The following is a 26,343-nucleotide window of genomic DNA, read 5'->3' on the forward strand; positions in this document are numbered from 1 at the left end:
TAGCGCCCTGGTGTGGCATCAACGGATTTAATGGATAGAGGGGTTTTTTAATGTCTGACCCGATGCATGACAGGGGTGAACATTACCTGACAACGCCCAAGGCGGAGCCGTTCCTTGAGCGTTTGATTTTTAATAACCGGGCGCTGATTCTTATCGCGTTCTTTGTGCTGACGCTGTTCCTCGGCTACAACGCCGTGAAGATCCAGCCAGACGCCAGCTTCGAGCGGATGATTCCGCTCGAGCATCCGTACATTGTGAATATGCTCGAACACCGGGACGACCTGGAAAACCTGGGTAACTTCGTGCGTATTGCGGTTGCGGTGGAAGACGGCGACATTTTTACCGCCGAATACATGGAAACCCTGAAGCAGATTACCGACGAGATGTTCTACCTGAACGGTGTTGACCGTTCCGGCCTGAAGTCTCTCTGGACCTCCAACGTGCGTTGGGTGGAAGTGACCGAGCAGGGCTTCCAGGGTGGTACCGTGATTCCGGACACTTACGACGGCACTCGCGAGAGTCTTGAGCAGTTGCGCCAGAACGTACTGCGTTCGAACGAAGTAGGCCGCCTGATTTCAGACAACTTCCGTTCCACGATTGTGTACGCGCCGCTGTACGAGACCAACCCGGAAACCGGCGAGCCGCTGGATTACGCAGCGTTCTCCAAAGAGCTCGAAGAAAAGATTCGCAGCAAATACCAGGAGCAGAACCCGGAAATCAGCATCCACATCGTTGGCTTTGCCAAGAAAGTGGGCGACCTGATTGAAGGTATCGGTTCCATTGCCTGGTTTGCCGGCATCACCATCCTGCTGACCACGTTGCTGCTGTTCTGGTATTCCCGCTGCATCGCCGGCACGCTGATCCCGGTGCTGACCTCCATCATCGCTGTGTTCTGGCAGCTGGGTACTCTCCGGCTTCTGGGCTATGGACTGGACCCGTACTCGGTGCTGGTGCCGTTCCTGGTGTTTGCGATCGGTATCAGCCACGGCGTACAGATTGTTAACGCCATGGCTGTGGAAGCGGCCAAGGGCTTTGATGCTGTCACTGCAGCCCGCCTGGCATTCCGTGCCCTGTATATCCCGGGCATGCTGGCGTTGATTTCCGATGCCATGGGCTTCCTGACCCTGGTGTTCATCGAAATCGACGTTATCCGTGACCTCGCCGTTGCTGCCGGCCTGGGTGTGGCGTTTGTGATTATCACCAACCTGGTGTTGCATGTTCTGATCATGTCTTATATCGGCATCTCCAAAGGCGGTGTCCGGCACGTACAGAATCATGGTGCAAAGCAGGATCGCAAGTGGCGGGTCATGTCCTATTTCGCCCATCCGGGGGTTGCGCCGATTTCCCTGCTGATTGCAGTGATTGGCCTGGGTCTTGGCATGTACTACAAGCAAGATCTGAAAGTAGGTGACCTGGACCAGGGTGCGCCGGAGTTGCGTGCAGATTCCCGCTACAACAAGGACAACGCCTACATCATCAACAACTACTCCACCAGTGCTGATGTATTGGTGGTGATGGTGAAAACCCCGGAAGAGCAGTGCACCCAGTACAACGTGCTGCGCGCCATGGACAGCCTTCAGTGGCAGCTGCAGAACACCCCGGGCGTGCAGAGTTCCGCATCCCTGGCAGATGTTTCCAAGCTGGTGACCAAGGCCCTGAACGAGGGTAACTGGAAGTGGTTCGAGATTTCCCGCAACCAGACCATCATCAATGCGTCTATCCGGGACGCGCCGGCCGGCCTGATCAACACCAGTTGCGACCTGACTCCGGTGCTGGTGTTCCTGGAAGATCACAAGGCGGAAACCCTGGAAACCGTGGTCGAGCGCGTTGAAGCCTTCGCCCAGACCAACAGCAACGAAGAGCACACCTTCCTGCTGGCGGCCGGTAACGCAGGTATCGAGGCGGCCACCAACGAGGTAATTTCCAGCGCCAAGGATATGATGCTGATGCTGGTTTACGGTGTTGTGAGCTTGCTGTGCTTCCTGACCTTCCGTTCACTTCGTGCGGTGGCCTGTATCGTAATTCCGCTGGGCCTGACCTCCATTCTGTGTGAGGCGATCATGGCGGTGTCCGGTATCGGTATCAAGGTAGCGACCCTGCCGGTAATCGCGCTGGGCGTGGGTATTGGTGTCGACTACGGTATCTACATCTACGCCAAGCTCGAGAAGTTCCTGCTGGAAGGAAAGACGCTGCAGGAGGCTTACTATGAAACCCTGCGTTCGACCGGTAAGGCCGTTATCTTCACCGGCGTGACCCTGGGCCTTGGTGTAGTGACCTGGATCTTCTCGCCGATCAAGTTCCAGGCGGATATGGGCTTCCTGCTGTTCTTCATGTTCCTGTGGAACATGGTGGGAGCGATCTGGCTGTTGCCAGCACTGGCCCGGTTCCTGCTGAGACCGGACAAAATGCTGGCGAAAGCCCGCGCAGCCAAGCCTTAATGATTGGCTAAAGCCCCCGAAAGCCCGCGTAAGCGGGCTTTTTTCTTGATTACTCAGCTGGTTAGCGAACTAATCCTTTCTTTATTTATCGCCCGAAGTGTTCTATGTTTTAAAACGAACCGGATGTTTGTCCGTATTTCTGGGCGGGCAATTGATTACAACGACCAAGAAAAAGGAAGAGCACACATGACACTGAAACTCAAAGCGTCCGCTTTTGCCATGGCTGCAGCTGTTTCTCTGGGAGCTGCATCGACTGCAGTTTCTGCCCAGGAGCAGCGCTTCGTAACCATCGGCACTGGCGGTGTAACCGGCGTTTATTACCCGGCGGGTGGCGCGATCTGTCGTCTCGTGAACATGGATCGTAAGGAACACGGTATCCGTTGCTCGGTAGAGAGCACCGGTGGTTCTGTCTATAACCTGAATGCCATTCGTGCCGGCGAACTGGACCTGGCGGTTGCCCAGTCTGACTGGCAGTACCATGCCTACAACGGCACCAGCGAGTTCACTGACGCGGGCAAGAATGAAAAGCTGCGCGCGGTATTCTCCATGCACCCGGAGCCGTTCACCGTTGTTGCCAGCAAAGGCTCCGGCATCAAGAACTTCGAAGACCTGGAAGGCAAGCGGGTTTCCGTGGGTAACCCGGGTTCCGGCCAGCGCGCGACCGCAGAAGTTCTGATGAAGGAAATGGGCTGGGAGTTGGACAAGTTCTCCCTGGCGGCCGAAATCAAGGCGGCAGAGCAGTCCCAGGCCCTGTGTGATGGCAACATCGATGCCTTCTTCTATACCGTTGGCCACCCCTCCGGTGCCATCAAGGAAGCCACCACTTCCTGTGACAGCGTACTGGTGAACGTGGATAACGCAGCCACCAAGAAGCTGATCGACGATAACCCGTACTACCGTAAGGCGGTTATCCCCGGCGGCATGTACCGTGGTTCCGACAATGACGTAACCACTTTCGGTGTGGCAGCTACCTTTGTGTCTTCCACCGATGTGCCGGACGACGTGGTATACGAAGTGGTCAAGGCGGTATTCGAGAACTTTGACAGCTTCAAGCGCCTGCACCCGGCGTTTGGCAACCTGAAGAAGGAAGAAATGGTCTCTGATGCCCTGAGTGCACCGCTGCACCCGGGTGCGGCCAAGTACTACCGTGAAGCTGGTCTGATCGACTGATCAGCCGGGTAGAGAGCAGAGCGGGCGCCAAGCCCGCTCTGTTGATTCAGTCAGACTGTTTTTTATTTGCAGGAACGTTCTATGGCAACGAATGACCCGGGCACCGGGGCAGGTGCGGATGCCGCAAAGGTAAGTGAGGTACTGCAGACCGAAACCGGTGGCCGTGCCCTGCAAGGCCCGGCAGCGGTGCTCCTCTTCATCATTCCGGTATGCTGGTCTTTGTTCCAGCTCTGGATCGCCTCACCCCTGCCGTTCATTCTGAATTTCGGTATTTTCAACTCGACAGAAGCCCGCTCCATTCACCTGGCGTTTGCGGTATTTCTGGCGTTTTCGGCATTCCCTATGATTAAGGGGGTTCATGCCAACAAGGTGCCCATCTATGACTGGGTGCTGGCCCTGGCCGCGGCCTTTGCGGCGTCTTATCTCTACGTTTTCTACGACCAGCTGGCTACGCGACCGGGTGCACCGATTACCGCGGATTTGTGGGTGGCAATGGTTGGCCTGGTGCTGTTACTTGAGGCAACCCGGCGGGCGCTTGGCCTGCCGTTGACGATTGTTGCAGCGGTGTTTATAGGCTATTCCCTTGCCGGCCCCTATATGCCGGATGTCATCTCCCACAAAGGGGTCAGCCTGAATAAACTGGCTTCACACCAGTGGCTGGGCACAGAAGGCGTGTTCGGTGTTGCTCTCGGGGTTTCCACCAGCTTCGTCTTCCTGTTTGTGCTCTTCGGTGCTCTGCTCGAGCGGGCGGGCGCCGGCAACTATTTCATCAAGGTTGCCTACGCCATGCTCGGCCATATGAAGGGCGGCCCGGCCAAGGCGGCGGTGGTGTCCAGTGGCCTGAGCGGTGTGATTTCCGGGTCTTCCATTGCCAACGTGGTGACCACCGGTACCTTTACCATTCCGCTGATGAAGCGGGTGGGTTTCCCGGCTACCAAGGCCGGTGCGGTTGAGGTGGCTGCGTCCACCAACGGTCAGCTGACCCCGCCGATCATGGGTGCTGCGGCGTTCCTGATGGTAGAATATGTCGGCATTTCCTACCTGGAAGTGATCAAGCATGCGATTCTGCCGGCGCTGATTTCCTACGTGGCATTGATCTACATCGTGCACCTGGAAGCCTGCAAGCTGAAGATGCACGGCATTGAGCGGCCGAACCGGCCATCCCTGGCTCAGCGCATGCTGAACTGGGTGGTGGTACTGATCGGGCTGATTGTGCTGACCTTTGCCGTCTATTACGGCGTCGGCTGGACCAAGGGTGTGCTTGGAGAAGCGGCACCCTGGGTGCTTGGCCCCGTCCTGGTTGCCATCTACGTGGCGTTGATTGGCTATGCCACCCGCTTCCCGGAACTGGAGGAAGATGATCCGGACAAGGCCATGGATGAACTTCCGGAAGTCGGCCCTACGGTGAAAACCGGGCTGTATTACCTGCTTCCGGTGGTGGTGCTGGTCTGGTGCCTGACGGTTGAGCGATTCTCGCCCCAGCTGTCGGCGTTCTGGGCCACCCTCTTCATGGTTTTCATCGTCATCACCCAGCGCCCGCTGAAGGCGTTTTTCCGCAAGCATGGTGGCTTCATGGGCGAGTTCACCGGTGGTATCGGTGATCTGTTCCACTCCCTGGCCACCGGTGCCCGGAATATGGTGGGTATCGGTGTGGCAACGGCCACTGCCGGCATCGTGGTGGGTACGGTTACCCTGACGGGTATCGGGCTGGTGATGACCCAGTTCGTGGAATTCCTGTCTGGCGGTAACTTGTTGCTGATGCTGATGTTTACCGCGGTGATCAGCCTGATCCTGGGTATGGGCCTGCCCACTACGGCCAACTACATTGTGGTGTCCACCCTGATGGCGCCGGTGATTGTGACTCTGGGGGCCCAGAACGGCCTGCTGGTGCCGTTGATTGCGGTGCACCTGTTTGTGTTCTACTTCGGCATACTGGCGGACGACACGCCGCCCGTGGGGCTGGCCGCCTACGCGGCGGCCGCCATATCCGGGGCAGATCCCATACGAACGGGTATTCAGGGCTTCACCTACGATATCCGGACCGCGATCCTGCCGTTCATGTTCATCTTCAACACCCAGTTGTTGCTGATCGGGCTGACCGGCTGGGTGGATCTGTTGATTACAGTCTTCAGTGCGGTGACCGCCATGCTGGTATTTTCTGCGGCTACCCAAGGCTACTGGTTTACCCGCAGCTACAAGTGGGAAACCGTTTTGCTGCTGCTGATTACCTTCACCATGTTCCGGCCCGGCTTCTGGTGGGATATGGTTTATCCGCCATACGAGGAACGCCAGGGCGAAGCCATCATGGAGTACGTCGAGCAGGCTGAGCCAGACGAGAAAGTGGTGTTCCGTGTTTCCGGTATGGCACTGGATGGCAGTGATACCACAACCTACACCCAACTGGAGATTCCTGCCGGCGATTCGGCAACTGAGCGGTTGTCTGCTGCAGGCCTGGAGGTGTCTGTCAGTGGCGACATGCTGGCAGTCGACTTCGTGAACTTCGGCAGTGCCGCGGAAGAAGCCGGTATCGATTTCGGCTGGAACATCGAAGCGGTGCAGGCCAAGCTGGAAAGGCCGCCGAAGGAGGTGATGTTCATCCCGGCCCTGTTGCTGCTTGCGTTGGTGGCCTTTGGCCAGCTTAAGCGGAAAGCCAGGGAGGATGCCCAGCCCCAGGCTGCGTAACCTGAATCGGCGTTCGTACAAACCCGGCATTGTTGCCGGGTTTTTTTCTGTTAAACTCGCCTCCAAACCGACCCGCGGTTTGTATCGCGGCAGCCGGCCACCATGTGATCTTTGGTATAGATCACCGCTGAGAAACCACAGGAGAGCATCATGCCCGTTATTACTCTGCCCGATGGCAGCCACCGTAGTTTTGCCGAACCCGTAACCGTTCACGACGTTGCCGCCGATATTGGTGCAGGCCTGGCGAAAGCTGCCCTGGCCGGAAAGGTGAATGGCAAGCTGGTTGACACCAGTTTCCTGATCGAGAACGACACCGAGCTGGCCATCGTAACGGAACGTGATGAAGACGGCGTGGATGTTATCCGCCATTCCACCGCTCACCTGATGGCGATGGCCGTACAGGAGCTGTTCCCGGGCGCCCAGGTGACCATCGGCCCGGTAATCGAAAACGGCTTCTATTACGACTTCAAATACGAGCGCCCGTTCACCAACGAAGACCTGGCGCGTATCGAAAAGCGCATGGAAGAACTGGCCAAGCAGGACCTGCCGGTGTCCCGTTCTGTGATGTCCCGGGAAGACGCGGTCAAACTGTTTGAGAAAATGGGCGAAGAGTACAAGGTGCGCATCATCGAGGATATTCCCGGTGAAGAGGACCTGTCGTTCTACAGTCAGGGTGACTTTATTGACCTGTGCCGGGGCCCCCATGTGCCCAGCACCGGCAAGTTGAAGGCCTTCAAGCTGACCAAGGTTGCCGGCGCATTCTGGCGCGGTGACCAGAATAACGAGCAGCTGCAACGGATTTACGGTACTGCCTGGGGCAACAAGAAAGAGCTCAAGGCCTACCTGAACCGGCTGGAAGAAGCCGAGAAGCGGGACCACCGCAAGATCGGTAAGAAACTGGGCCTGTTCCATATGCAGGAAGAAGCTCCGGGTATGGTGTTCTGGCACCCGGATGGCTGGTCTCTGTACCAGGAGATCGAGCAGTACATGCGGGCCAAGCAGCACCAGCATGGCTACCAGGAAATCAAGACTCCGCAGGTAGTGTCCCGTACCTTGTGGGAGAAATCCGGGCATTGGGACAAGTTCAAGGACGGCATGTTTACCACCGAGTCCGAGAAACACGACTATGCCATCAAGCCCATGAACTGCCCTTGCCACGTGCAGGTGTTCAACCAGGGCCTGAAGAGCTACAAGGATTTGCCACTGCGCCTGGCGGAATTCGGTTCCTGCCACCGAAATGAAGCTTCCGGTGCGCTGCACGGCCTGATGCGGGTGCGTGGATTTACCCAGGATGATGCGCATATCTTCTGCGAAGAAGATGCGATTCAGCAGGAAGTATCGGCATTTATCGAAATGCTGCACGAAGTGTATGCAGACTTCGGCTTTAACGAGATTCTGTACAAACTGTCTACCCGCCCGGAAAAGCGCGTAGGTTCCGATGAAGTCTGGGACAAGGCCGAGGCCGCCCTGGAAGAAGCCCTGAATCGCGAAGGCGTTGACTGGGAATTGTTGCCGGGTGAGGGTGCTTTCTACGGGCCCAAGATCGAGTTCTCCCTGAAAGATTGTCTCGGTCGGGTGTGGCAGTGTGGTACCATTCAGGTCGATTTCTCCATGCCGGGTCGCCTTGGCGCCCAGTATGTGGCCGACAATTCCGAGCGGAAAACGCCGGTTATGCTGCACCGGGCGGTGCTCGGGTCTTTTGAGCGGTTTATCGGTATACTGATCGAAGAATACGAAGGGGCTTTCCCCACCTGGCTGGCACCAACGCAGGTTGCGATCCTGAATATCACCGATAATCAGCGTGACTACTGTCAGAAACTGGCCGAAAAGTGGGATTCTTTGGGGTATCGGGTTAATGCTGACTTGAGAAACGAGAAGATCGGCTTTAAAATCCGCGAGCATACTCTTAACAAGGTTCCCTATCTTGTCGTTGCAGGCGACAAGGAAATCGAAAACAACGCCGTTGCCGTACGTACTCGCAAAGGTGAAGATCTGGGAACCTTATCGCTCGAAGCGTTTGAACAGCTGCTGGCTGACGACATTCAACGCAAGGGCAGAACCAAGACGGAGAACTGATTATTAAACAGCGAACGAATCGGGGTGGGCGCACTCCTAAAGCGCCTATCAATGAGAATATTGACGCAACTGAAGTCCGCCTGATCGATGCCGAAGGCAACCAGGTAGGTGTTGTAGCAATCGAGGAAGCCCTCCGGATGGCGGAGGAGGCAACCCTGGATTTGGTACAGGTTACGGATTCCGATCCGATCGTCTGTAAGATAATGGATTACGGCAAGAAGATCTTCGACGAGAAAAAGGCGAAGGCTGCTGCCAAGAAGAAACAGAAGCAGACGCAAGTCAAAGAGCTTAAGTTCCGTCCAGGAACTGAAGAAGGGGATTATCAGGTAAAACTACGCAACCTGGTACGTTTCCTTGAGAACGGGGACCGCGGCAAGATCACGATTCGGTTTCGCGGCCGTGAGATGGCACACCAGGAACTTGGTATGAAGCTCATGGGCCGGATTGAAGCCGATATCGAAGAGATTGCAACGGTTGAAATGCGGCCGAAAATGGAAGGCCGTCAGATGACCATGATCGTGGCTCCCCGCAAAAAGAAGTGAACCTGATCCTCTGACGGGTCCCCCGCATTGGCGGGGGATTTGTCGTTCAGGGACACAATTTGTTTTATTTAAAAATAGAATGCGGAGTTTTAAAAATGCCGAAGATGAAAACCAAGAGCGGAGCTACCAAGCGGTTCAAAAAGACCGCCACTGGCTTCAAGCACAAGCAGTCCTTCACCAGCCACATCCTGACCAAGAAGAGCCCGAAGCGTAAGCGTCAGCTGCGCGGCACCAAGCTCATCGCCAAGTCAGATGTTGCATCTATCAAGCGCATGACCGCGTGCTGATCCAGCCGCGCGAAACGTTCCTTAGAAAGTAAAGGTAGAAGGATTATAGTATGGCTCGTGTAAAGCGTGGCGTGGTAGCACGTCGTCGTCACAAGAAGATTCTCAAGCAGGCCAAGGGTTATTACGGCGCTCGTAGTCGTGTATTCCGCGTTGCCAAGCAGGCGGTTATCAAGGCTGGTCAGTATGCCTACCGTGACCGTCGCAACCGTAAGCGCGCATTCCGTGCACTGTGGATTGCCCGTATCAACGCTGGCGCCCGTGCAAACGGTCTGTCTTACAGCCGTCTGATCGCTGGCTTGAAGAAAGCGAATGTTGAAATCGATCGTAAGGTTCTGGCTGACCTGGCCATGAACGAGCAGCAGGCGTTTGCCGCTGTTGTTGAGAAGGCCAAAGCGTCCCTGTGATCGCTTAAGCTCTTTCATCGATGACTGATCGATCCGGGTGCTTCATGTCATCGTGAATGCACCCTCTGATAGGGGAAGGGCACGCTCTTCCCCTATTTTTGTTTTAACCTACCCCATTTCTGGTTTGGAGCAGGGTCAATGGAAAACCTGGAGCAATTGGTTCAGGACGGGTTGAACGCCGTTGAAAAGGCAGACAACCTTCAGGCACTTGATCAAATTCGCGTGGAATACCTCGGCAAGAAGGGCGTAATTACCCAGCAGGCAAAGACCCTGGGCAAGCTCTCGGCAGAGGAACGCCCTGCGGCCGGTCAGAAGATCAACGAAGCCAAGGGGCAGGTTGAACAGGCCATCAATGCCCGCCGTGCGGATCTCGAGAAGGCGGCCATCGAGGCCAGGCTGGCCAGCGAATCCATTGATGTTACCCTGCCGGGCCGTGGCCAGGACCTGGGTGGCCTGCACCCGGTAACCCGCACCCTGCAGCGTATTGAAGAAATTTTTGCCCGCGCCGGTTACAGCGTGGAGCAAGGGCCCGAGATCGAAGACGATTACCACAACTTCGAGGCCCTGAATATTCCCGGGCATCACCCGGCCCGCGCCATGCACGATACCTTCTACTTCAATCCCGGTACCCTGCTGCGCACCCATACCTCTCCTGTCCAGATCCGTACCATGGAAGCCGGCAAGCCGCCGTTCCGTATGATCTGCCCGGGCCGCGTTTACCGCTGCGACTCCGACATGACCCACACCCCCATGTTCCACCAGGTGGAGGGGTTGCTGGTTGAGAAGAACGTCAGCTTTGCGGATCTGAAAAGCACGGTGGAAGAATTCCTGCGGGTGTTCTTCGAGCGTGACCTGAAAGTACGTTTCCGTCCGTCTTATTTCCCGTTCACCGAGCCATCCGCCGAGGTGGATATCGAGTGGGGCCGGGAAGCAGACGGCAGCATCAAGTGGCTGGAAGTCATGGGCTGCGGCATGGTGCACCCGAAAGTGTTCGAGCATTGCGGCATTGATGCCGAAGAATATCGTGGCTTTGCCTTTGGCCTGGGCGTAGAGCGCCTGGCCATGCTGCGCTACGGCGTGAAGGACCTGCGCATGTTCTTCGAAAACGACCTGCGTTTCCTGCGCCAGTTCCGGTAAGCCCCAGGGCAGAACGGCGTACGCAGAGCTCAGAATCAACCGCACAAATCGCATCAGGACAAGGCAAGAACGATGAAATTCAGTGAACAGTGGCTGCGCGAATGGGTTAACCCGAATCTGGGATCCCAGGAATTGATGGACCAGATCACTATGGCCGGGCTGGAAGTGGACGGCTTCGAACCGGTGGCTGGCGAATTCACCGGCGTGGTGGTTGGCGAGGTGATCTCCGCCGAACCCCATCCGGATGCTGACAAGCTGCGTGTGTGCCAGGTGAGCGATGGTACCAACACCGTGCAGGTTGTTTGTGGTGCGCCCAATGTGCGTGCCGGCCTGAAAGTGCCGTTCGCGGTTGTCGGCGCGGTGTTGCCTGGCAACTTCAAGATCAAGAAGGCCAAGCTGCGCGGCCAGCCTTCCGAAGGCATGCTCTGTTCTGAGTCCGAGCTTGCGTTGTCCGAGAACCATGATGGCCTGATGGAGTTGCCTGCCGACGCCCCTGTGGGGCAGGCCGTGGCGGATTACCTCAAGCTGAACGACATCACCATCGATGTAGATCTCACCCCGAACCGCAGTGACTGCCTGTCCATCAAAGGCCTGGCTCGTGAAGTGGGTGTTCTGAACAGCCTGCTGGTGAACGCACCGGCTATCGAGCCGGTTGAAGCCGTGCATTCAGAGGTTCCTGACATTCGTGTGGAAGCTCCCGCCGGCTGTCCCCGCTATCTGGGCCGGGTACTGCGTAACGTGAACCTGCAGGCGGAAACCCCGCTGTGGATGCAGGAAAAGCTGCGTCGTTCCGGTATCCGTTCCATTGACGCGGCGGTGGATGTCACCAACTACGTCATGCTGGAACTTGGTCAGCCCATGCACGCGTTCGATCGCGAAGAGATCAAGGGCGGCATTGTGGTGCGCATGGCAAAGCCCGCTGAAAAGCTGGTGTTGCTGGATGGCCAGGAAGTGGAACTGACCGAAGACACCCTGGTGATTGCCGATCACGAGAAGCCGGTGGCCATTGCCGGTGTGATGGGTGGCGAGCACTCTGGTGTGAGCGCCAAGACCCGGGACCTGGTGCTGGAGTCTGCCTATTTTGACCCGATCACCCTGGCCGGTAAGGCGCGCGAGTATGGCCTGCATACCGATGCTTCCCACCGCTTCGAACGTGGCGTCGACTACGAGCTGGCCCGGGATGCCATGGAGCGGGCTACCAGCCTGCTGATGGAGATTGTCGGTGGTGAGCCCGGCGAAATTGTTGAAGTGTACAGCGACGAACACTTGCCCAAGGCGCGCACCATCGACCTGCGAGAGCAGCGCCTGGCGGATGTGCTGGGTCTGGCGATCGACCGGACCACGGTTGAAGAAATCCTGACACGCCTTGGCCTGCGTACCGACAAGCTGTTGAAAGACGGCTGGCGCATCAGCGTGCCCAGCTTCCGCCCGGATATTTCCATCGAGGAAGACCTGATCGAGGAAGTGGGCCGGATTTACGGTTACAACAACCTGCCGGTCACCGAGCCGACCGGTTCCCTGGGTCTTCGTGCACGGGAAGAAGCGGTTCGCCCGCTGTCTGCTATCCGTAATTTCTTTGTGGCGCAGGGCTACCAGGAAGCCGTGACCTACAGCTTCGTAGACCCGAAGGTCCAGCAGCTGCTGGACCCTGGACGTGAGGGCATCGCCCTGGCGAACCCGATTTCCGCTGATCTTTCAGTCATGCGCACCACCCTGTGGAGCGGCCTGCTGAAGACGGTTGCCCATAACCAGAACCGTCAGCAGCCACGGATTCGCCTGTTCGAGACTGGTCTGCGTTTCGAACAGAATGGTGATGGCATCGATCAGCAGCCGATGCTGGCCGGTGTCGTGGTTGGTAACCAGGTGCCGGAAAACTGGGTAAACGGTCGCAGAACCGCCGACTTCTTTGATGTAAAAGGGGAGTTGGAGAGCCTGTTCAAAGTGCTGGGTATCGAGATTCAGTTCCTCGCCAGCCAGCACCCGGCTCTGCACCCGGGCCAGACCGCCGAATTGCTGCGCGACGGCGAGCATGTGGGCTGGTTGGGTACATTGCACCCGCAAGTGCAGAAAAATCTTGAACTTAATGGCACGATCCTGATGTTTGAGCTATTCTTGAATTCGATCGTTACCGGATATGTGCCTAATTTCAAAGATATTTCGAAATTCCCGGAAGTTCGTCGGGATTTGGCTATTATTATCGGGAGCGATGTGGCGTTTGCTCAGGTTGAAGAAATCGCCCGTAAGCATGCCGGCGAGCACCTGACAGCGATGCGTGTGTTTGATGTCTACGAAGGCGAAAGCCTGGGCGAAGGCAACCGCAGCCTGGCGGTCAGCCTGTTCTGGCAGCATCCGGAGCGCACGCTCAACGAAGACGAAGTGCATTCGGTCTTCAACGGGGTCATCGACGCCCTGAAGGAAGAGCTGGGGGCAACACTGAGGAGTTGACAGATGGCGGCTTTGACGAAAGCGGACATGGCGGAACGTTTGTATGAGGAATTGGGTCTTAACAAACGGGAAGCCAAGGAAATGGTGGAAGCTTTCTTCGATGAGATCAGGGGTGCACTCAGCCACAACGAACAGGTGAAGTTGTCGGGATTCGGCAACTTCGACCTCAGGGACAAGAAACAGCGGCCGGGACGGAACCCGAAAACGGGTGAGGAAATCCCTATCAGTGCCAGGCGTGTCGTGACTTTCCGGCCAGGCCAGAAACTCAAGCAAAAAGTAGAAACGTATGCTGGAACCGAGTCATAACAACGAACTCCCCGCCATTCCGGGGAAGCGCTATTTCACCATCGGTGAAGTAGCCGATCTGTGTGCGGTGAAGGCCCATGTACTGCGGTACTGGGAACAGGAATTCCCGCAGCTGTCGCCGGTGAAACGCCGGGGTAACCGCCGTTACTATCAGCGGGCAGACGTTATCACCATTCGCCAGATTCGCAGCCTGCTTTACGATCAGGGCTACACCATCGGCGGTGCCAAGCAAAAGCTCAGCAGCAGTGAGGTGAAAGACGATACCTCCCAGTACAAGCAGCTGATCCGCCAGATGATTACCGAACTGGAAGAAGTACTGGATGTGCTGAATTCGCCAGCGTCCTGAGGCGAATATCCCGCAGCAAGGTACTGTAACGAAAAGGCCGTGGCATTTTGCCCCGGCCTTTTTGCGTTAAGGCTGAGCCAGGGCTTACTTGTTCTTGCAGGTTTTGATGCCGAAGATAGAGTAGGCCGGGCAGTTGCCCATCAACGCAGTGGCCAGTGGCACAATACCAATCCAGCCCCAGGGGGTTTGCGGGCCCACAAATACCAGGGCAATCAGTACAATGCCCACAACTGCGCGGATAATCCGGTCTGCTGATCCCATATTAACCGTCATCGTTCTTTCTCCTGTGTGATGTCGGATGTTGAAACAACTATAGTCCGCAATCCGTGACTGTTCAGTGATAAAGTCACACAGAACCTAATAAACCAAGCAAACAGGGCGCCATTCATGGCAAGGCACAGCATTCTGGACACCCTCAACGATTCGCTGCGAAAAGATACGCTAGCCGGCATCAGCACCATGCGCTTTCCTCCCGGGCAGGTGCTGTTCAGTGCCGGTGAACATTGCCGTGGCCTGCCGTTGGTACTGGGCGGAAGCATTAAAGTCCAGATGACCGGGTTGTCCGGCCACAGCATCGTGCTGTACCGCATGGGCTCTGACGATATTTGCACCTTGTCCATCGGTTGCCTGATGACAGGCCGCGGCTACCGTGCCGAGGCCATTGTGGAGGAAGAAACCGAGGCCGCCATTATTCCCCGGGGGCTGTTTGACCGCCTGATGGACCAGTCTGCGGAATTCCGCCTGGGCATCATGGAATCCTATGGTCGGCGGCTGGACGACCTCATGCTGCTGGTAGAGGAAGTCGCCTTTCACCGCATGGATGAGCGCCTGGAAGAGTGGTTGCAGGCGAGGGCGGCGCAGGGGCAGCGGACACTGACCATCACGCACCAGGAGCTGGCAACGGAACTGGGTACCGCCCGGGAAGTGATCAGCCGTTTGCTGAAAGAGCTGGAGCGCCGGGGCCAGGTTGGCCTGGCCCGCGGCAAGATTGAGCTGACAGGTTTGAAGAAGCGGTCAGCGACGGCCTGACAGGCCATGAAGCAGTCGGGCCAGTTGCTCGGCGGATTGCTCCAGGTTGGCCTCAGCTTGCTGGTAGGCTTGTTGGAGGTCCATTGGGGCAGGTGTGATCGAGAACGCAGCGGTCAGGCCAAGCTGGTGTAGCTCCCCCAGTTCCGCGCCCAGTTTGCCGGCCAGGCCGATCACCGGTACACCGTGTTTGCTGGCAAGGCCGGCCACGCCGGCCGGTGTTTTGCCATAGGCGCTCTGGGCGTCGATGGCCCCTTCGGCCGTGATCACCAGGTCTGCACCTTTCACATGGCTTTCGAGTTCGACGGTTTCCATCACCAGTTCGATGCCCGGGCGCAACTGTGCGCCAAGTATTCCGGCCACCATACCGCCAATACCGCCGGCCGCACCGCTGCCCGGAAAACTCGCGATATCAAAGCCCTGCTGTTGCACCAGCCCGGCAAAGTGCCCCAGATTGGCATCCAGCTGCACAACCTGTTGGGCATTGGCGCCTTTCTGGGGCCCAAAAACGGCGGCAGCGCCGTTAGGGCCCAGCAGGGGATTATTCACATCGCAAGCGACGACCAGGCGCACTCCGGACAGGCGGTCAATAGCAGGTTTAAGGTCTACACTGGCCAGTTGCTCCAGGCCGGTACCGCCGGCAGGAATGTCCTGGCCCAGGGTGTCCAGCAGCCGGGCGCTCAGCGCCTGTAGAATTCCCGCGCCGCCGTCGGTGGTGGCGCTGCCACCCAGCCCCATGATCAGGGTTTTCGGGCGGTGAGCCAGCGCGGCAAGCAGCAGCTCTCCGGTGCCCCGGCTGGAGGCGGTCAGGGCATCCCTGGCGTTGGCGGGCACACAATGCAGGCCGCTACCTTCAGCCACCTCCACAATCGCCGTCTCACCATCATTCACCAGCCCGTAGCGGGCAGTCACCGGCTGCCCGAGCGGGCCGGTAACCGTCACCTCATGCAGTTCGCCCTTACGGGCCTCGGTGAGTGCAACGGTAGTACCCTCACCGCCATCGGCCAGCGGTACTTCAGTAATCTGGTCCGCCGGCGCCGCCCGGCGCCAGCCGCGCGCGATGGCGCTGGCTACCTGTTCGGCAGCCAGGCATTCCTTGAAAGAGTCCGGGGCGATGACGATGCGCATGTTACAAAGCCACCAGGGATGTCAGCCAGACTGCGGTAATGGTCACAAGGCCCATAATCAGGGTGGCTGTCGTGTGGGATTTATAGGCCGTGGCCACGTTCATTTTGCTGAACTGGGAGACTACCCAGAAGTAGCTGTCGTTAGCGTGGGACACCGTCATTGCGCCGGCACCAACGGCCATAACTGTGAGTACCCGGCCCATATCCGAATCCAGCCCCAGCTGAGGAAGCAACGGTGCGACCAGGGCAGACGCTGTAACCAGTGCGACCGTGGACGAACCCTGGGCTGACTTCAGGGCGGCAGCAACAATAAACGGCATCACAACACCAAGGCCAAGCGTTGAAAGGGTATCACCCAGATACTCGCCAAGCGGTGTGGCGGCGAGAACTGCACCAAAGGCGCCGCCGGCACCTGTGATCAGGATGATCGGCGCGGCCACTTCCAGGCCTTTGCTGGTGTGGCGTCCAAACTCTTCCAGCTTGCCTTTGCCCTGCAGCAGGGTCAGCGCGAAGCCAAGGCCGATCAGCAAGGCGTTCAGGGGTTTGCCCAGGAAGTTCAGTGTCTCGTACAGCAGGCCGTCCCCCAGCGGAGCCGTAGGATAGCTTGCGACCGAGCCCAGGCAGATCAGGAGGATCGGGATAAAGATCGGAGCAAAGGCTTTGCCGGCGGAGGGCAGTTCACCGTAGTGCTGCTTTGCTTCCTCGAAGGCTTCCTCTGCCTGTTCCAGTTCGGTGCTGCTCAGGTTTTTACATCGTGAAGCCCAGAACAGGCCTGCCATTGCGGCGATGATGGCGAAAACCAGGCCAACACCGATGACCATGCCGAGGTTGTCCTCCAGCCCGAGGTTGCCCGCTGCAGCGATAGGGCCGGGGGTGGGGGGTACCAGCGTATGGGTTGCGAACAGGCCGGTAGACAGGGCAACGGTCATCGAGACCGGCGATACGCTCAGGGAGCGGGCCATGGAACGCTTCAGGCTGTTAAGAATGACATAGCCGGAGTCGCAGAAGACCGGTATGGAAACAATAAACCCGACCAGTGACATGGTGAGGGTAGGAAACTTCTGGCCCAGGATCTTGATAATGGTTTCGGCCATCACGATGGCTGCGCCAGTGCGTTCGAGGATAACGCCGATAATTGTGCCCAGCACGATCACCAGGCCAATGTAGCCCAGAATGTTGCCGAAGCCGGCACGGATGGTTTTCTCGATATCTTCAAGTGGTAAACCAAACGCGAAGGCAGCCAGGAAGGATGCCAGTAACAGGGTAATGAACGGATTCAGTTTCAGTCGGCTGGTGGCGAACACAATGAAAATTATGATCGCGACCAGGATCAGTACCAGATGCATCGGCAATCTCCAGAATAGGGCTGGGTTAATATCCTACTAATCAGGTTGGTTATTCGGTGCCAAGTTTAAAGTCAAACATGGCTCTGCGCACCCCCGCTTTGTGGGATTTCCGTAAACGGGGCTATTTAATCCCTATAACCCCCGATCCTTCACATTCTCCATCACCGCAAATGAACTGGTCTGCAGCACATGGGGCAGGCTGGAGATCTGCTCGCCCAGTACCTGGCGGTATTCGGCCATGTTCTTTGTTCTTACCTTCAGCAGGTAGTCGAAGTTGGCGGCCATCATGTGACATTGCTCCACCGCAGAGATCTGTTTGACCGCAGCGTTGAACGCCGCGAGGGCTTTGCTGGAAGTGTCGTTGAGGGTTACCTGGGCGAAGGCGACGTGGGACTGGCCCAGCTTGGTCTGGTTCACCATGGCGCTGTAGCCGGTGATATAGCCCTGGTCTTCCAGCCGGCGCATGCGCACCTGGCAAGGGGTTTTCGACAAGCCCACCCGCGAGGCCAGCTCGGTGACGGTGATCCGCCCGTTTTTCTGGAGTTCCCGGATGATGGAAAGGTCGATCCTGTCGAGATCTGACATGGCTGCTATCCTTGAAGGAGGTGGCTGGCTTTCATTGATTTGGTGAATATGGCTGATTTTAGTGAATTTGTGGGCGAAACGGTAATTTTTAACGTATCAGAAAAGGAAAGTATCTCGGTGTTTCGCGCTGTATTAGGTAAATAGCATATTCCCCGTTGGCTACAATGCGGTCAGTAATCAAAATAATCAGGAGGTACATCCATGAGTCTGCAGCAATCCGTGTCCCCCGGGCTTCAGGACATTCGCCAGGCCATCCGCAATAACTACCTGGCGGATGAATATGAAGTGATTCACCAGCTGATTGAGCAGGCTCAGCTGTCTGATGAAACCCGTAAGGCCATTTCAGCCCGAGCAGCGGACCTGGTGCGGGATGTGCGTGATAACGCCAAGCCCACCATCATGGAAAAGTTCCTGGCTGAATACGGCCTGACCACCAAAGAGGGCGTGGCCCTGATGTGCCTGGCCGAGGCGCTGTTGCGGGTGCCGGATAACCTCACCATCCAGGATCTGATCGAAGACAAGATCACCTCCGGCAACTGGGGCGCCCACGTAGGTAAAGCCAAGTCCGGCCTGATCAACTCGGCCACGCTGGCTCTGCTGATGACCAGCAACCTGCTGAAAGACTCCGAGCGCCAGAGCGTGGGTGACACCCTGCGCAAGATGGTGAAGCGCCTGGGTGAACCGGTGGTGCGCACCGCCGCTGGCCAGGCCATGAAAGAAATGGGCCGGCAGTTTGTGTTGGGCCGTACGATTGAAGAAGCCCAGGATCGCGGCAAATCCCAGGAAGAGCAGGGCTACACCTATTCCTATGACATGTTGGGCGAAGCGGCTCGCACCGATGCCGATGCCGAGCGATACTTCAACGCCTATTCCGATGCCATCGACAGCATCAGCAAGCGGTGCGAAGGCGATGTGCGCACCAATCCCGGTATTTCCGTAAAACTGTCTGCCTTGCTGGCCCGTTACGAATACGGCCAGAAGGAACGGGTGATGACCGAACTGGTCCCCCGCGCCCTGACGCTCGCCAAAAAAGCCGCCGCTGCCAATATGGGCTTCAACATCGATGCCGAAGAGCAGGACCGCCTGGACCTGTCTCTGGACGTGATCGAAGCTATCCTCTCAGACGAAGAACTCAAAGGTTGGGACGGCTTTGGCGTGGTGGTCCAGGCCTTTGCGAAGCGGGCTTCCCAGACCCTGGACTGGCTGTATGCCCTGTCTGAAAAACTGGATCGCCGCATCATGGTGCGCCTGGTAAAAGGCGCCTACTGGGATGCCGAGATCAAACGCGCCCAGGTGATGGGCCTGGACGGTTTCCCGGTGTTTACCCGCAAGGCCTGCAGTGACGTGTCTTACCTGGCCTGTGCCCGCCAGTTGCTGGGCATGACGGATCGGATTTACCCGCAGTTTGCTACCCACAACGCCCACTCGGTGTCTGCGGTATTGGAACTGGCGAAAGACCTGGGCCGGGACAAGTTTGAGTTCCAGCGCCTGCACGGTATGGGTGAATCACTGCACGACCAGGTACTGGAAGACAGCAAGGTGCCGTGCCGTATCTACGCTCCGGTTGGTGCCCACAAAGACCTGCTGGCTTACCTGGTGCGCCGCCTGCTGGAAAACGGGGCCAACAGCTCCTTTGTAAACCAGATTGTCGACACCAGCATTACGCCGGAAGAGATCGCCAAAGACCCGATCGACGTGGTGATGCAGCTGGGCCATGACATTTCGAGCAAGGCCATTGTGCCGCCGGCGAAAGTGTTCGGTGACCAGCGTCGTAATTCCAAGGGCTGGGACATTACCGATCCAGTGACGGTGGCGAAAATTGACGCCGGCCGTAACCAGTACAAAACCCACCAGTGGCAGGGCGGCCCGGTGCTGGCTGTGGAATCCACCAGTGATGAAGTGGTGGAAGTGCGCAACCCGGCAGATCCGGATGACCTGGTTGGCCACATCACCTACACCTCCGAAGCGGATATCAGCGCAGCTCTGGATGCCGCCCAGAACGGCTTCAGCCAGTGGTCCGCCTTGCCGGCGGAGCATCGGGCCGAGATGATTCGCAAAGTGGGTGACCTGTACGAAGAGAATGTGCACGAGCTGTTTGCGCTGACCACCCGTGAAGCCGGTAAATCCCTGCTTGATGCGGTGGCGGAAATTCGCGAAGCCGTCGACTTTGCCATGTACTACGCCAACGAAGGCATCCGCTACAAGGACGATGGCCAGGCCCGGGGTGTGATGTGCTGTATCTCGCCATGGAACTTCCCGCTGGCGATCTTCACCGGCCAGATCCTGGCGAACCTTGCCGCCGGTAACGCGGTGTTGGCCAAGCCGGCGGAACAGACCTCGCTGCTGGCCGTTCGTGCGGTGGAACTGATGCACCAGGCGGGTATTCCGAAGGCCGCCGTGCAGTTGCTGCCGGGTACCGGTGCAACCGTGGGCTCAGCGCTGACCTCAGACGCCCGGGTAACCGGCGTGTGCTTTACCGGCTCTACCGCCACGGCACAGCGCATCAACAAGGCCATGGCAGAAAACATGGCGCCGGATGCCCCGCTGGTGGCAGAAACCGGTGGCCTGAATGCCATGATTGTGGATTCCACTGCGCTGCCCGAGCAGGTGGTGCGGGATGTACTGGCTTCGTCATTCCAGAGCGCCGGCCAGCGCTGTTCCGCCCTGCGTATGCTCTACGTGCAGGAAGACATCGCCGAGAACCTGCTGGAAATGCTCTACGGTGCCATGGAAGAACTGGGCATTGGCGACCCGTGGCTGCTGTCTACAGACGTGGGCCCGGTGATCGACGAGAACGCCCGCAAGAAAATTGCCGATCACTGCGACAAGTTCGAGCAGCAGGGTAAGTTGCTGAAGAAAATGTCGGTGCCGGAGAAGGGCCGGTTTGTGTCGCCGGCGGTGCTCAAAGTCAGTGGCATCGAAGAAATGGAAGAGGAAATCTTTGGCCCGGTGCTGCATGTGGCCACCTTCGCAGCGAAGGACATCGACAAGGTGATCGATGCCGTGAACGCCAAGGGCTATGGTCTGACGTTTGGTATCCACAGCCGTGTTGATCGCCGCATCGAGCACATTTCCAGTCGTATCAAGGTGGGCAACACCTACGTTAACCGTAACCAGATCGGTGCCATTGTGGGCTCCCAGCCGTTCGGCGGCGAAGGCCTGTCTGGTACCGGCCCGAAAGCCGGTGGTCCGCAGTATGTGCGCCGGTTTATCAAAGGCGAGGTGGTTGAAAAGGCGGCCCCTGCCGATGCCAAATCGGTTACGGCCAGCAAGGTGCAGAAGCTAATCGACCAGCTGGCGAAGGTGGATGCTCCGGTCGCAGAAGGCCGGCAGCAGGCGCTCAAGCCGTACTTTGGTGACCTGCCCGCACCTTTGGATGAAGGCTACGAGGAAATGCCGGGGCCGACTGGCGAACAGAACCATCTGTCCTGCCATGCCCGTGGTGTTGTGCTTTGTCTTGGGCCGGATGCGGAATCTGCGATAGAGCAGGCGGGCACTGCGTTGTCCCAGGGCAACAAGGTGGTTGTGATTGCACCGGGTGTTGAAAAGCTGCTGGCCGACGCCATCAAAGCCGGCCTGCCGGTAGCCGCCGTAGACGGCCTGCTGGAGCCCGACGCGCTGCTTCAGCTCAACGGTTATGAAGCGGTTACCATCGTGGCTGAAAAGCCGCTGCTGAAGCAGTACCGCCAGGCCCTGGCCAAGCGCGATGGTGCCTTGCTGCCGATCATCACTGAGCACAAGCTGGACCAGCGCTACGTGATCGAACGCCACCTGTGTATCGACACCACCGCCGCCGGCGGCAACGCCAGCCTGATCGCCTCAGCCGAATAAGCTGGCGTCAACCCCGGGGTCAGACCCGGGGTCAGACCCCGGGGTTGAAAGGCCTGAGATGACAGGCTTGATCATTAAGGCCAGCTTCCGAAAGGGGCTGGCCTTTCTTTATATGGGTGCGGATTTCACCCCGCTTGCCGGCCGCGTTAAGATAGTCGCCTAACCATCCGCCAGGCCCAGCAGGACGACCCCTTGCCTTCATCCATAAGCCCCGACGCTGCCCGAAACTTTTTTGCAGTCTGCCTCTCGCTCACCTTCTGCTTTGTGGTGTATTCCATGCTGATTGTGGCGGTGCCGGTTTATGGCTTGCAGTTGGGCGCCTCGCCGCTGGTATTGGGTGCGGTGCTCAGTACCCAGTATTTGCTGCCATTGTTGCTGGCGATTCCCCTCGGGGGCGTGGTGACTCGCTACGGTGGCCGTGCCACATTGATCGCCGGCGGAGTGTTGATGGTGGCGGGGCTATTGTCCATGCACTTCTGGTATGGCTTTGGCGGCCTTGTGCTGGGCCAGTTGCTGGTGGGGCTGGCGCACCTGCAAATGGTGCTGTCCGCCCAGACCATTATTTCCAATCTGGGCACCGGGCCCTCGCTGGAGAAATATTTCGGCTGGTATTCCACCTGGCTGTCCGGCGGGCAGGTGGTGGGCCCCTTGCTGGCCGGGGCACTGCTGGCAAGCGAAACCGGCCGGGGGGATGTCTTTTTGGTGATGGCGCTGTTTGCGGTGCTGGCAGCCCTGTCTGGATTACTACTCACCGGCCAGGCCCGGGAGCGGATGGCGATCACCCGAAAGCAGGCGGGCTTCCGGGCTCAGTGGGCGTTAATGAAGGCTAACCGGGGCGTCCAGCTCTCTGTGCTGGTTACTGTGCTCGGAATGTTTGCCTTGGGAGTGTACGGCAGCTACCTGCCGGTTTACCTGGAAAGTTTGGCCATGACGCCGGTGGTGATTGGGGTACTGGTCAGCCTGCGGGCCGGTGTGTCCATGCTGATCCGGCCCTTTATGGCGCGCATGATTGCCATGGCGGGTGGGCGCGAGAATACGGTGTTGCTGTCTCTGGGAACCCTCGCCGCAGGCATTGGCCTGCTGGGCCTGTTCGAACACATGGTTTTACTGGGGCTGCTGGCGGTGCTGGTGGGCATTGGGTCCGGCCTCACTCAGCCACTTTCGATGGTTATCCTGGCCGAAAGCGTGGAGCGGGAAAAGCGCTCCGGTGCGCTCGGTATGCGCCTGATGGCCAATCGCGCCATTCACTTCCTGGCGCCGCTGATGTTCGGCGCCTTGCTAGAGTTGGGCGGATTTGCCCTGGCTTTCGGGCTGTCCGGCGCACTGATCGCGGTTGCGCTGCTGCAAATGCGCAAATTGTTCGACACGGGGTCAGACCCCGCCCTGTGATGCCTTGATCAGACAAACTGAATAAGCTTTGCTGAATTCTCCGTTTTCATTCCGGGCTTGTTGTTCCTATAGTCATCCTTCAACCTGGATGCCCACAAAAAAGGACTGAACAACATGTCTCTGAAGCTTCAAACTATTATCTGCAGTACCCGCCCGGGCCGTAAGGGGCCGTCTGTTGCTGAATGGTTCAACAGCCATGCCAATGAGCAGGGCGGTTTTGAAAGTGAGCTGGTGGACCTGGCGGATTTCAATCTCCCCGTCTTCGACGAGCCCAACCATCCGCGCATGCAGAAATATGAGCATGCCCACACCAAGGCGTGGTCTGAAAGCGTGGCCAGGGCCGACGCCTATGTATTTGTCATTCCCGAGTACAACTACTGCCCGCCACCTTCATTCGTGAATGCACTGAACTACCTCTACAACGAGTGGAACTACAAGCCGTGCGGCTTTGTAAGCTACGGTGGCGTGTCTGGTGGTTTGCGCTCGGCCCAGAACGCCAAGCAGCTGGTAACCACCCTGAAGATGATGCCGATGGTGGAAGGTGTGATGGTGCAGATGCCATGGGAGCACATGGACGATGCCGGTAAGTTTCAGCCCGCGCAGCCCCATTCCGAGTCCGCAACGGTGATGCTCGAAGAAATGGCCAAGTGGGCGCAGGCCCTGAAGGCGATGCGGTGAGCAAGGTGAGCCTGTTTTACCTGTCTCACGGCGGCGGTCCCATGCCGCTGCTGGGGGATCCCGGGCATCGTCAGATGGTAGAAAGTCTTCAAGCTGCTGCGAAGCGGTTTCCCACACCTTCTGCCATTCTGGTGGTGAGCGCCCATTGGGAGGAAGGAGTGCCCACGCTCACCTCCGGTGCTAATCCGCCACTGATTTACGACTACTACGGGTTCCCGGAGGAGTCTTACAGTATTGAATACCCCTGCCCGGGGGAGCCGGTGTTGGCGGATAAGGTGCGGGCAGCCCTGGACCAGGCGGGCATAGACTCGAAGCTGGATGGCGAGCGTGGCTTTGACCACGGCCTGTTCGTGCCCCTGAAGCTGATGTACCCGGAGGCCGATATTCCCTGCGTGCAGCTGTCGCTGGTGAACTCCCTGGATGCCGGGGCGCACCTGGCGATTGGTCAGGCCTTGGCGGATCTGGACTACGACAATCTGCTGGTAATCGGCTCAGGCTTCTCATTTCACAACATGCGGGCCTTCTTTGATCGCTCCGATACCGAAGCGGATGCGAAAAACGCGCAGTTTCAGGACTGGCTGGCGGAGACGTGTGCCGGTGCGGACCTGACTGAAGCCGAGCGTACCGAACGTCTGGCTCGCTGGGATCAAGCGCCCTCTGCGCGCTTCTGTCATCCCAGGGAAGAGCACTTGTTGCCTCTGCACGTGTGCTACGGCATGGCCGGGCGAGCTTCAGATGACGTGGAACCGGTAACGGTGCTGGGGAAGGGTTCCCGGATGTTCTACTGGTTTGCGAGCTTGAATAAGTTGTACTGAAACCTGAGAGCCAGAAACAACAAAGCCCGGACCTTTCGGCCCGGGCTTTGTTGTAGGGAATTCTGGTCGGGACGGTAGGATTTGAACCTACGACCCCCTGCACCCCATGCGGTTAAAAAGTAGATTTCGCTAGACATTAAAAGACCACCAAAGACTCATAAAAATATAGATTAAATAATGAGTTATGGGTATTATTCGTCCATAGTTGTCCATTAAGAGACACTGAGAGCCAGCCGATCCGGTGGGGCAAAAATGGGCTTTGGTGAATATGACCGTGGGGTGGATAGATAATGGCCAAGCTGACTGTCCGGCAGTTGGAGTCCCTGACTGAGGCTGATGATGGAAAGACACTGCGCGAGGACGGAGGGATCGTCGGGAAGGTTCGCGCGGGAGTTCGCGGCATCACGGTGTTGTTCCGGTACGAGTTCAAACTTGATGGCCGAAAGCATGACCATCGGCTAGGTTCCTGGCCGAAGAAATCCCTGGCTGAGTTGCGGGCTGAGCGCGATGTAGCCAAGACGAAGGTTGCCAAAGGCATTGACCCTACCAAGGCAAACAAAGCCGCAAAGATCGAGGTCCAGGCTGCCATAGCCGCAACCATCGCCGAAGCTGAGCGCCAGACTACCGACAACCTGACTGTCGCGGATCTCTTCGCAGAATGGTTGAAGGATGGTGTTGCCCGGCAGGATGGCAACGCCGAATTGACGCGCACCTTCAACAAAGACGTGCTGCCAAAGATCGGTAAGAAAAAGATCCGGGAACTCTCCGAGAGAGACCTTCTCTCCGTCTTGCGCTCAGTCCGGGAGCGCGGCCTGAATCGAACTGTAGTGATTCTGAACAATGATATGGGCCAGATGTTGCGCTGGGGAGAGAAACGGAAGCCGTGGCGAGGTCTCATGGTTGATGGTAACCCGGCTGATCTGGTGGATGTTGAGAAGCTGCTGGATGCGGACTACCACGAGGAACGTGATCGAATCTTAACCGCTGAAGAGATTCGGGAGCTCCGGGATATCTTCGCCAGGCTCGAGTCCGATTATTCAGACTTGCCAGCGGGGGAGAAGTATTCCGGCATACGCCCGGTTACCACTAGAGTTCAATGTGCCGTATGGCTGTGCTTGAGCACTCTCTGCCGGATTGGAGAGCTCCTGAAAGCCGAGTGGAAGCATGTTGACCTGGATGCCGGTACTTGGTTTATCCCTGCTGAGAACACCAAAGGCAAGCGCGGAAAGCGCCAAGATCACCACGTCTTTCTATCCCCCTTTGCCCTGTCCCAGTTCAAGCGGCTCCATGCTGAAACCGGGGACACCCCGTTTTGTTTCCCGTCGAAGTCCAAAACCAGCCATGTATGCGTCAAAACGGTCAGTAAGCAGATCGGCGACCGTCAATGCCGGTTCAAGAATCGCAAAAAGCCACTGCCTGGGCGCCAGCATAACGACACGCTGGTACTAGCTGGCGGAGCCAATGGAGAGTGGACACCACACGATCTACGCCGCACCGGTGCCACGATGATGCAAAGCCTAGGTATCGCCCTGGATATTATTGATCGTTGCCAGAATCACGTGATGAAGGGCAAGGTGCGTCGTCATTACCTTCACCATGATTATGCCCAAGAGAAGGCTGAGGCGTGGAGGCTGCTGGGTGATCGGATTGAGCAAATATTGAGCGCTGACAACGTGATACACGGACAATTCAAACGCGCGTAACGGCTACTGG

The 26,343-nt window shown here is 57.7% G+C and carries 21 protein-coding genes; 17 read left to right on the top strand and 4 right to left on the bottom strand.

The features are described 5' to 3' along the window. The first annotated feature begins 50 nt into the window (after positions 1-50). The 11 genes from B9Q17_RS11425 to B9Q17_RS11475 all read left to right on the top strand — a co-directional run bounded on the left by B9Q17_RS11425 (position 51) and on the right by B9Q17_RS11475 (position 13,833). Positions 51-2,438 carry an efflux RND transporter permease subunit gene (locus B9Q17_RS11425; RefSeq protein ID WP_094625329.1) on the top strand — a complete coding sequence of 796 codons (2,388 nt, stop codon included), beginning with the start codon at positions 51-53 and terminating at the stop codon, positions 2,436-2,438. Between the two features lie 186 nt (positions 2,439-2,624). Next, positions 2,625-3,608, top strand: coding sequence for a TAXI family TRAP transporter solute-binding subunit (locus B9Q17_RS11430; RefSeq protein ID WP_094625330.1), 984 nt, complete (start codon positions 2,625-2,627; stop codon positions 3,606-3,608). Positions 3,609-3,689: 81 nt separating this feature from the next. After that, complete coding sequence (locus B9Q17_RS11435) at positions 3,690-6,290, top strand: TRAP transporter permease (protein WP_094625331.1); 2,601 nt, start codon at positions 3,690-3,692, stop codon at positions 6,288-6,290. Between the two features lie 150 nt (positions 6,291-6,440). Next, positions 6,441-8,366: a threonine--tRNA ligase gene (thrS, locus tag B9Q17_RS11440; RefSeq protein WP_058341177.1), complete on the top strand. Its 1,926-nt coding sequence runs from the start codon at positions 6,441-6,443 to the stop codon at positions 8,364-8,366. After that, a complete protein-coding gene (gene infC / locus B9Q17_RS11445; RefSeq protein WP_081697581.1) occupies positions 8,363-8,908 on the top strand; it encodes a translation initiation factor IF-3 in 546 nt (181 codons plus the stop codon). Before thrS ends, infC begins: the two co-directional genes overlap by 4 nt. A gap of 95 nt (positions 8,909-9,003) precedes the next feature. Beyond that, positions 9,004-9,195, top strand: a complete 192-nt coding sequence (rpmI, locus tag B9Q17_RS11450; protein ID WP_007151842.1) for a 50S ribosomal protein L35 — start codon at positions 9,004-9,006, stop codon at positions 9,193-9,195. Between the two features lie 50 nt (positions 9,196-9,245). Further along, complete coding sequence (rplT, locus tag B9Q17_RS11455; protein WP_022989373.1) at positions 9,246-9,599, top strand: 50S ribosomal protein L20; 354 nt, start codon at positions 9,246-9,248, stop codon at positions 9,597-9,599. 138 nt (positions 9,600-9,737) lie between these two features. Further along, positions 9,738-10,736, top strand: coding sequence for a phenylalanine--tRNA ligase subunit alpha (gene pheS / locus B9Q17_RS11460; RefSeq protein WP_058341178.1), 999 nt, complete (start codon positions 9,738-9,740; stop codon positions 10,734-10,736). Between the two features lie 72 nt (positions 10,737-10,808). Continuing rightward, on the top strand, positions 10,809-13,181 hold the full coding sequence (gene pheT, locus B9Q17_RS11465) for a phenylalanine--tRNA ligase subunit beta (protein WP_094625332.1): 2,373 nt from the start codon (positions 10,809-10,811) through the stop codon (positions 13,179-13,181). Between the two features lie 3 nt (positions 13,182-13,184). Beyond that, positions 13,185-13,487, top strand: a complete 303-nt coding sequence (gene ihfA, locus B9Q17_RS11470) for an integration host factor subunit alpha (RefSeq protein WP_022989370.1) — start codon at positions 13,185-13,187, stop codon at positions 13,485-13,487. After that, positions 13,468-13,833, top strand: coding sequence for a MerR family transcriptional regulator (locus tag B9Q17_RS11475; protein ID WP_022989369.1), 366 nt, complete (start codon positions 13,468-13,470; stop codon positions 13,831-13,833). Before ihfA ends, B9Q17_RS11475 begins: the two co-directional genes overlap by 20 nt. Positions 13,834-13,917: 84 nt before the next feature. On the opposite strand, the gene B9Q17_RS11480 is transcribed toward B9Q17_RS11475, so the two are convergent. Beyond that, entirely contained in the window at positions 13,918-14,106 is a 189-nt protein-coding gene (locus B9Q17_RS11480) for a YgaP family membrane protein (protein WP_022989368.1), read from the bottom strand. 114 nt (positions 14,107-14,220) lie between these two features. On the opposite strand from B9Q17_RS11480, the gene B9Q17_RS11485 reads away from it, so the two are divergent. Further along, positions 14,221-14,862 carry a Crp/Fnr family transcriptional regulator gene (locus B9Q17_RS11485; RefSeq protein WP_058341180.1) on the top strand — a complete coding sequence of 214 codons (642 nt, stop codon included), beginning with the start codon at positions 14,221-14,223 and terminating at the stop codon, positions 14,860-14,862. Here B9Q17_RS11485 and B9Q17_RS11490 read toward each other — a convergent pair. The 3 genes from B9Q17_RS11490 to B9Q17_RS11500 form a co-directional block, all read right to left on the bottom strand. After that, entirely contained in the window at positions 14,848-15,987 is a 1,140-nt protein-coding gene (locus B9Q17_RS11490; RefSeq protein WP_094625333.1) for a glycerate kinase, read from the bottom strand. The two genes, B9Q17_RS11485 and B9Q17_RS11490, sit on opposite strands and share 15 nt — an antisense overlap. A 1-nt stretch (position 15,988) precedes the next feature. Then, complete coding sequence (locus tag B9Q17_RS11495) at positions 15,989-17,332, bottom strand: GntP family permease (RefSeq protein ID WP_094625334.1); 1,344 nt, start codon at positions 17,330-17,332, stop codon at positions 15,989-15,991. Between the two features lie 132 nt (positions 17,333-17,464). Next, positions 17,465-17,917 carry an Lrp/AsnC ligand binding domain-containing protein gene (locus B9Q17_RS11500; protein WP_058341183.1) on the bottom strand — a complete coding sequence of 151 codons (453 nt, stop codon included), beginning with the start codon at positions 17,915-17,917 and terminating at the stop codon, positions 17,465-17,467. 201 nt (positions 17,918-18,118) lie between these two features. Here B9Q17_RS11500 and putA point away from each other — a divergent pair, with 201 nt between their 5' ends. The 5 genes from putA to B9Q17_RS11525 all read left to right on the top strand — a co-directional run bounded on the left by putA (position 18,119) and on the right by B9Q17_RS11525 (position 26,333). Then, the gene (putA, locus tag B9Q17_RS11505) at positions 18,119-21,748 is read left to right on the top strand and encodes a bifunctional proline dehydrogenase/L-glutamate gamma-semialdehyde dehydrogenase PutA (protein ID WP_094625335.1); all 3,630 of its coding nucleotides are present in this window, start codon (positions 18,119-18,121) and stop codon (positions 21,746-21,748) included. A gap of 192 nt (positions 21,749-21,940) precedes the next feature. Continuing rightward, positions 21,941-23,137: an MFS transporter gene (locus B9Q17_RS11510; protein WP_244177377.1), complete on the top strand. Its 1,197-nt coding sequence runs from the start codon at positions 21,941-21,943 to the stop codon at positions 23,135-23,137. A gap of 114 nt (positions 23,138-23,251) precedes the next feature. Further along, positions 23,252-23,815: an NADPH-dependent FMN reductase gene (locus B9Q17_RS11515; RefSeq protein ID WP_022989361.1), complete on the top strand. Its 564-nt coding sequence runs from the start codon at positions 23,252-23,254 to the stop codon at positions 23,813-23,815. After that, complete coding sequence (locus B9Q17_RS11520) at positions 23,785-24,630, top strand: DODA-type extradiol aromatic ring-opening family dioxygenase (protein ID WP_244177378.1); 846 nt, start codon at positions 23,785-23,787, stop codon at positions 24,628-24,630. The genes B9Q17_RS11515 and B9Q17_RS11520 overlap by 31 nt, the downstream gene beginning before the upstream one ends. Before the next feature lie 290 nt (positions 24,631-24,920). After that, the gene (locus B9Q17_RS11525) at positions 24,921-26,333 is read left to right on the top strand and encodes a tyrosine-type recombinase/integrase (protein WP_094625337.1); all 1,413 of its coding nucleotides are present in this window, start codon (positions 24,921-24,923) and stop codon (positions 26,331-26,333) included. The last annotated feature ends 10 nt before the right edge of the window (positions 26,334-26,343 follow it).

Source organism: Marinobacter vinifirmus (assembly GCF_002258215.1).
Lineage (GTDB): Bacteria > Pseudomonadota > Gammaproteobacteria > Pseudomonadales > Oleiphilaceae > Marinobacter > Marinobacter vinifirmus.

Bases quoted from the DNA above. Each gene is read 5' to 3' on its own strand.
- B9Q17_RS11490 (WP_094625333.1), bottom strand. From the start codon at position 15,987: ATGCGCATCGTCATCGCCCCGGACTCTTTCAAGGAATGCCTGGCTGCC.
- B9Q17_RS11495 (WP_094625334.1), bottom strand. From the start codon at position 17,332: ATGCATCTGGTACTGATCCTGGTCGCGATCATAATTTTCATTGTGTTC.
- rpmI (WP_007151842.1), top strand. From the start codon at position 9,004: ATGCCGAAGATGAAAACCAAGAGCGGAGCTACCAAGCGGTTCAAAAAG.
- thrS (WP_058341177.1), top strand. From the start codon at position 6,441: ATGCCCGTTATTACTCTGCCCGATGGCAGCCACCGTAGTTTTGCCGAA.
- rplT (WP_022989373.1), top strand. From the start codon at position 9,246: ATGGCTCGTGTAAAGCGTGGCGTGGTAGCACGTCGTCGTCACAAGAAG.
- B9Q17_RS11485 (WP_058341180.1), top strand. From the start codon at position 14,221: ATGGCAAGGCACAGCATTCTGGACACCCTCAACGATTCGCTGCGAAAA.
- B9Q17_RS11515 (WP_022989361.1), top strand. From the start codon at position 23,252: ATGTCTCTGAAGCTTCAAACTATTATCTGCAGTACCCGCCCGGGCCGT.
- B9Q17_RS11475 (WP_022989369.1), top strand. From the start codon at position 13,468: ATGCTGGAACCGAGTCATAACAACGAACTCCCCGCCATTCCGGGGAAG.
- pheS (WP_058341178.1), top strand. From the start codon at position 9,738: ATGGAAAACCTGGAGCAATTGGTTCAGGACGGGTTGAACGCCGTTGAA.
- putA (WP_094625335.1), top strand. From the start codon at position 18,119: ATGAGTCTGCAGCAATCCGTGTCCCCCGGGCTTCAGGACATTCGCCAG.
- B9Q17_RS11480 (WP_022989368.1), bottom strand. From the start codon at position 14,106: ATGACGGTTAATATGGGATCAGCAGACCGGATTATCCGCGCAGTTGTG.
- B9Q17_RS11500 (WP_058341183.1), bottom strand. From the start codon at position 17,917: ATGTCAGATCTCGACAGGATCGACCTTTCCATCATCCGGGAACTCCAG.
- B9Q17_RS11425 (WP_094625329.1), top strand. From the start codon at position 51: ATGTCTGACCCGATGCATGACAGGGGTGAACATTACCTGACAACGCCC.
- B9Q17_RS11525 (WP_094625337.1), top strand. From the start codon at position 24,921: ATGGCCAAGCTGACTGTCCGGCAGTTGGAGTCCCTGACTGAGGCTGAT.
- pheT (WP_094625332.1), top strand. From the start codon at position 10,809: ATGAAATTCAGTGAACAGTGGCTGCGCGAATGGGTTAACCCGAATCTG.
- B9Q17_RS11430 (WP_094625330.1), top strand. From the start codon at position 2,625: ATGACACTGAAACTCAAAGCGTCCGCTTTTGCCATGGCTGCAGCTGTT.
- B9Q17_RS11435 (WP_094625331.1), top strand. From the start codon at position 3,690: ATGGCAACGAATGACCCGGGCACCGGGGCAGGTGCGGATGCCGCAAAG.
- ihfA (WP_022989370.1), top strand. From the start codon at position 13,185: ATGGCGGCTTTGACGAAAGCGGACATGGCGGAACGTTTGTATGAGGAA.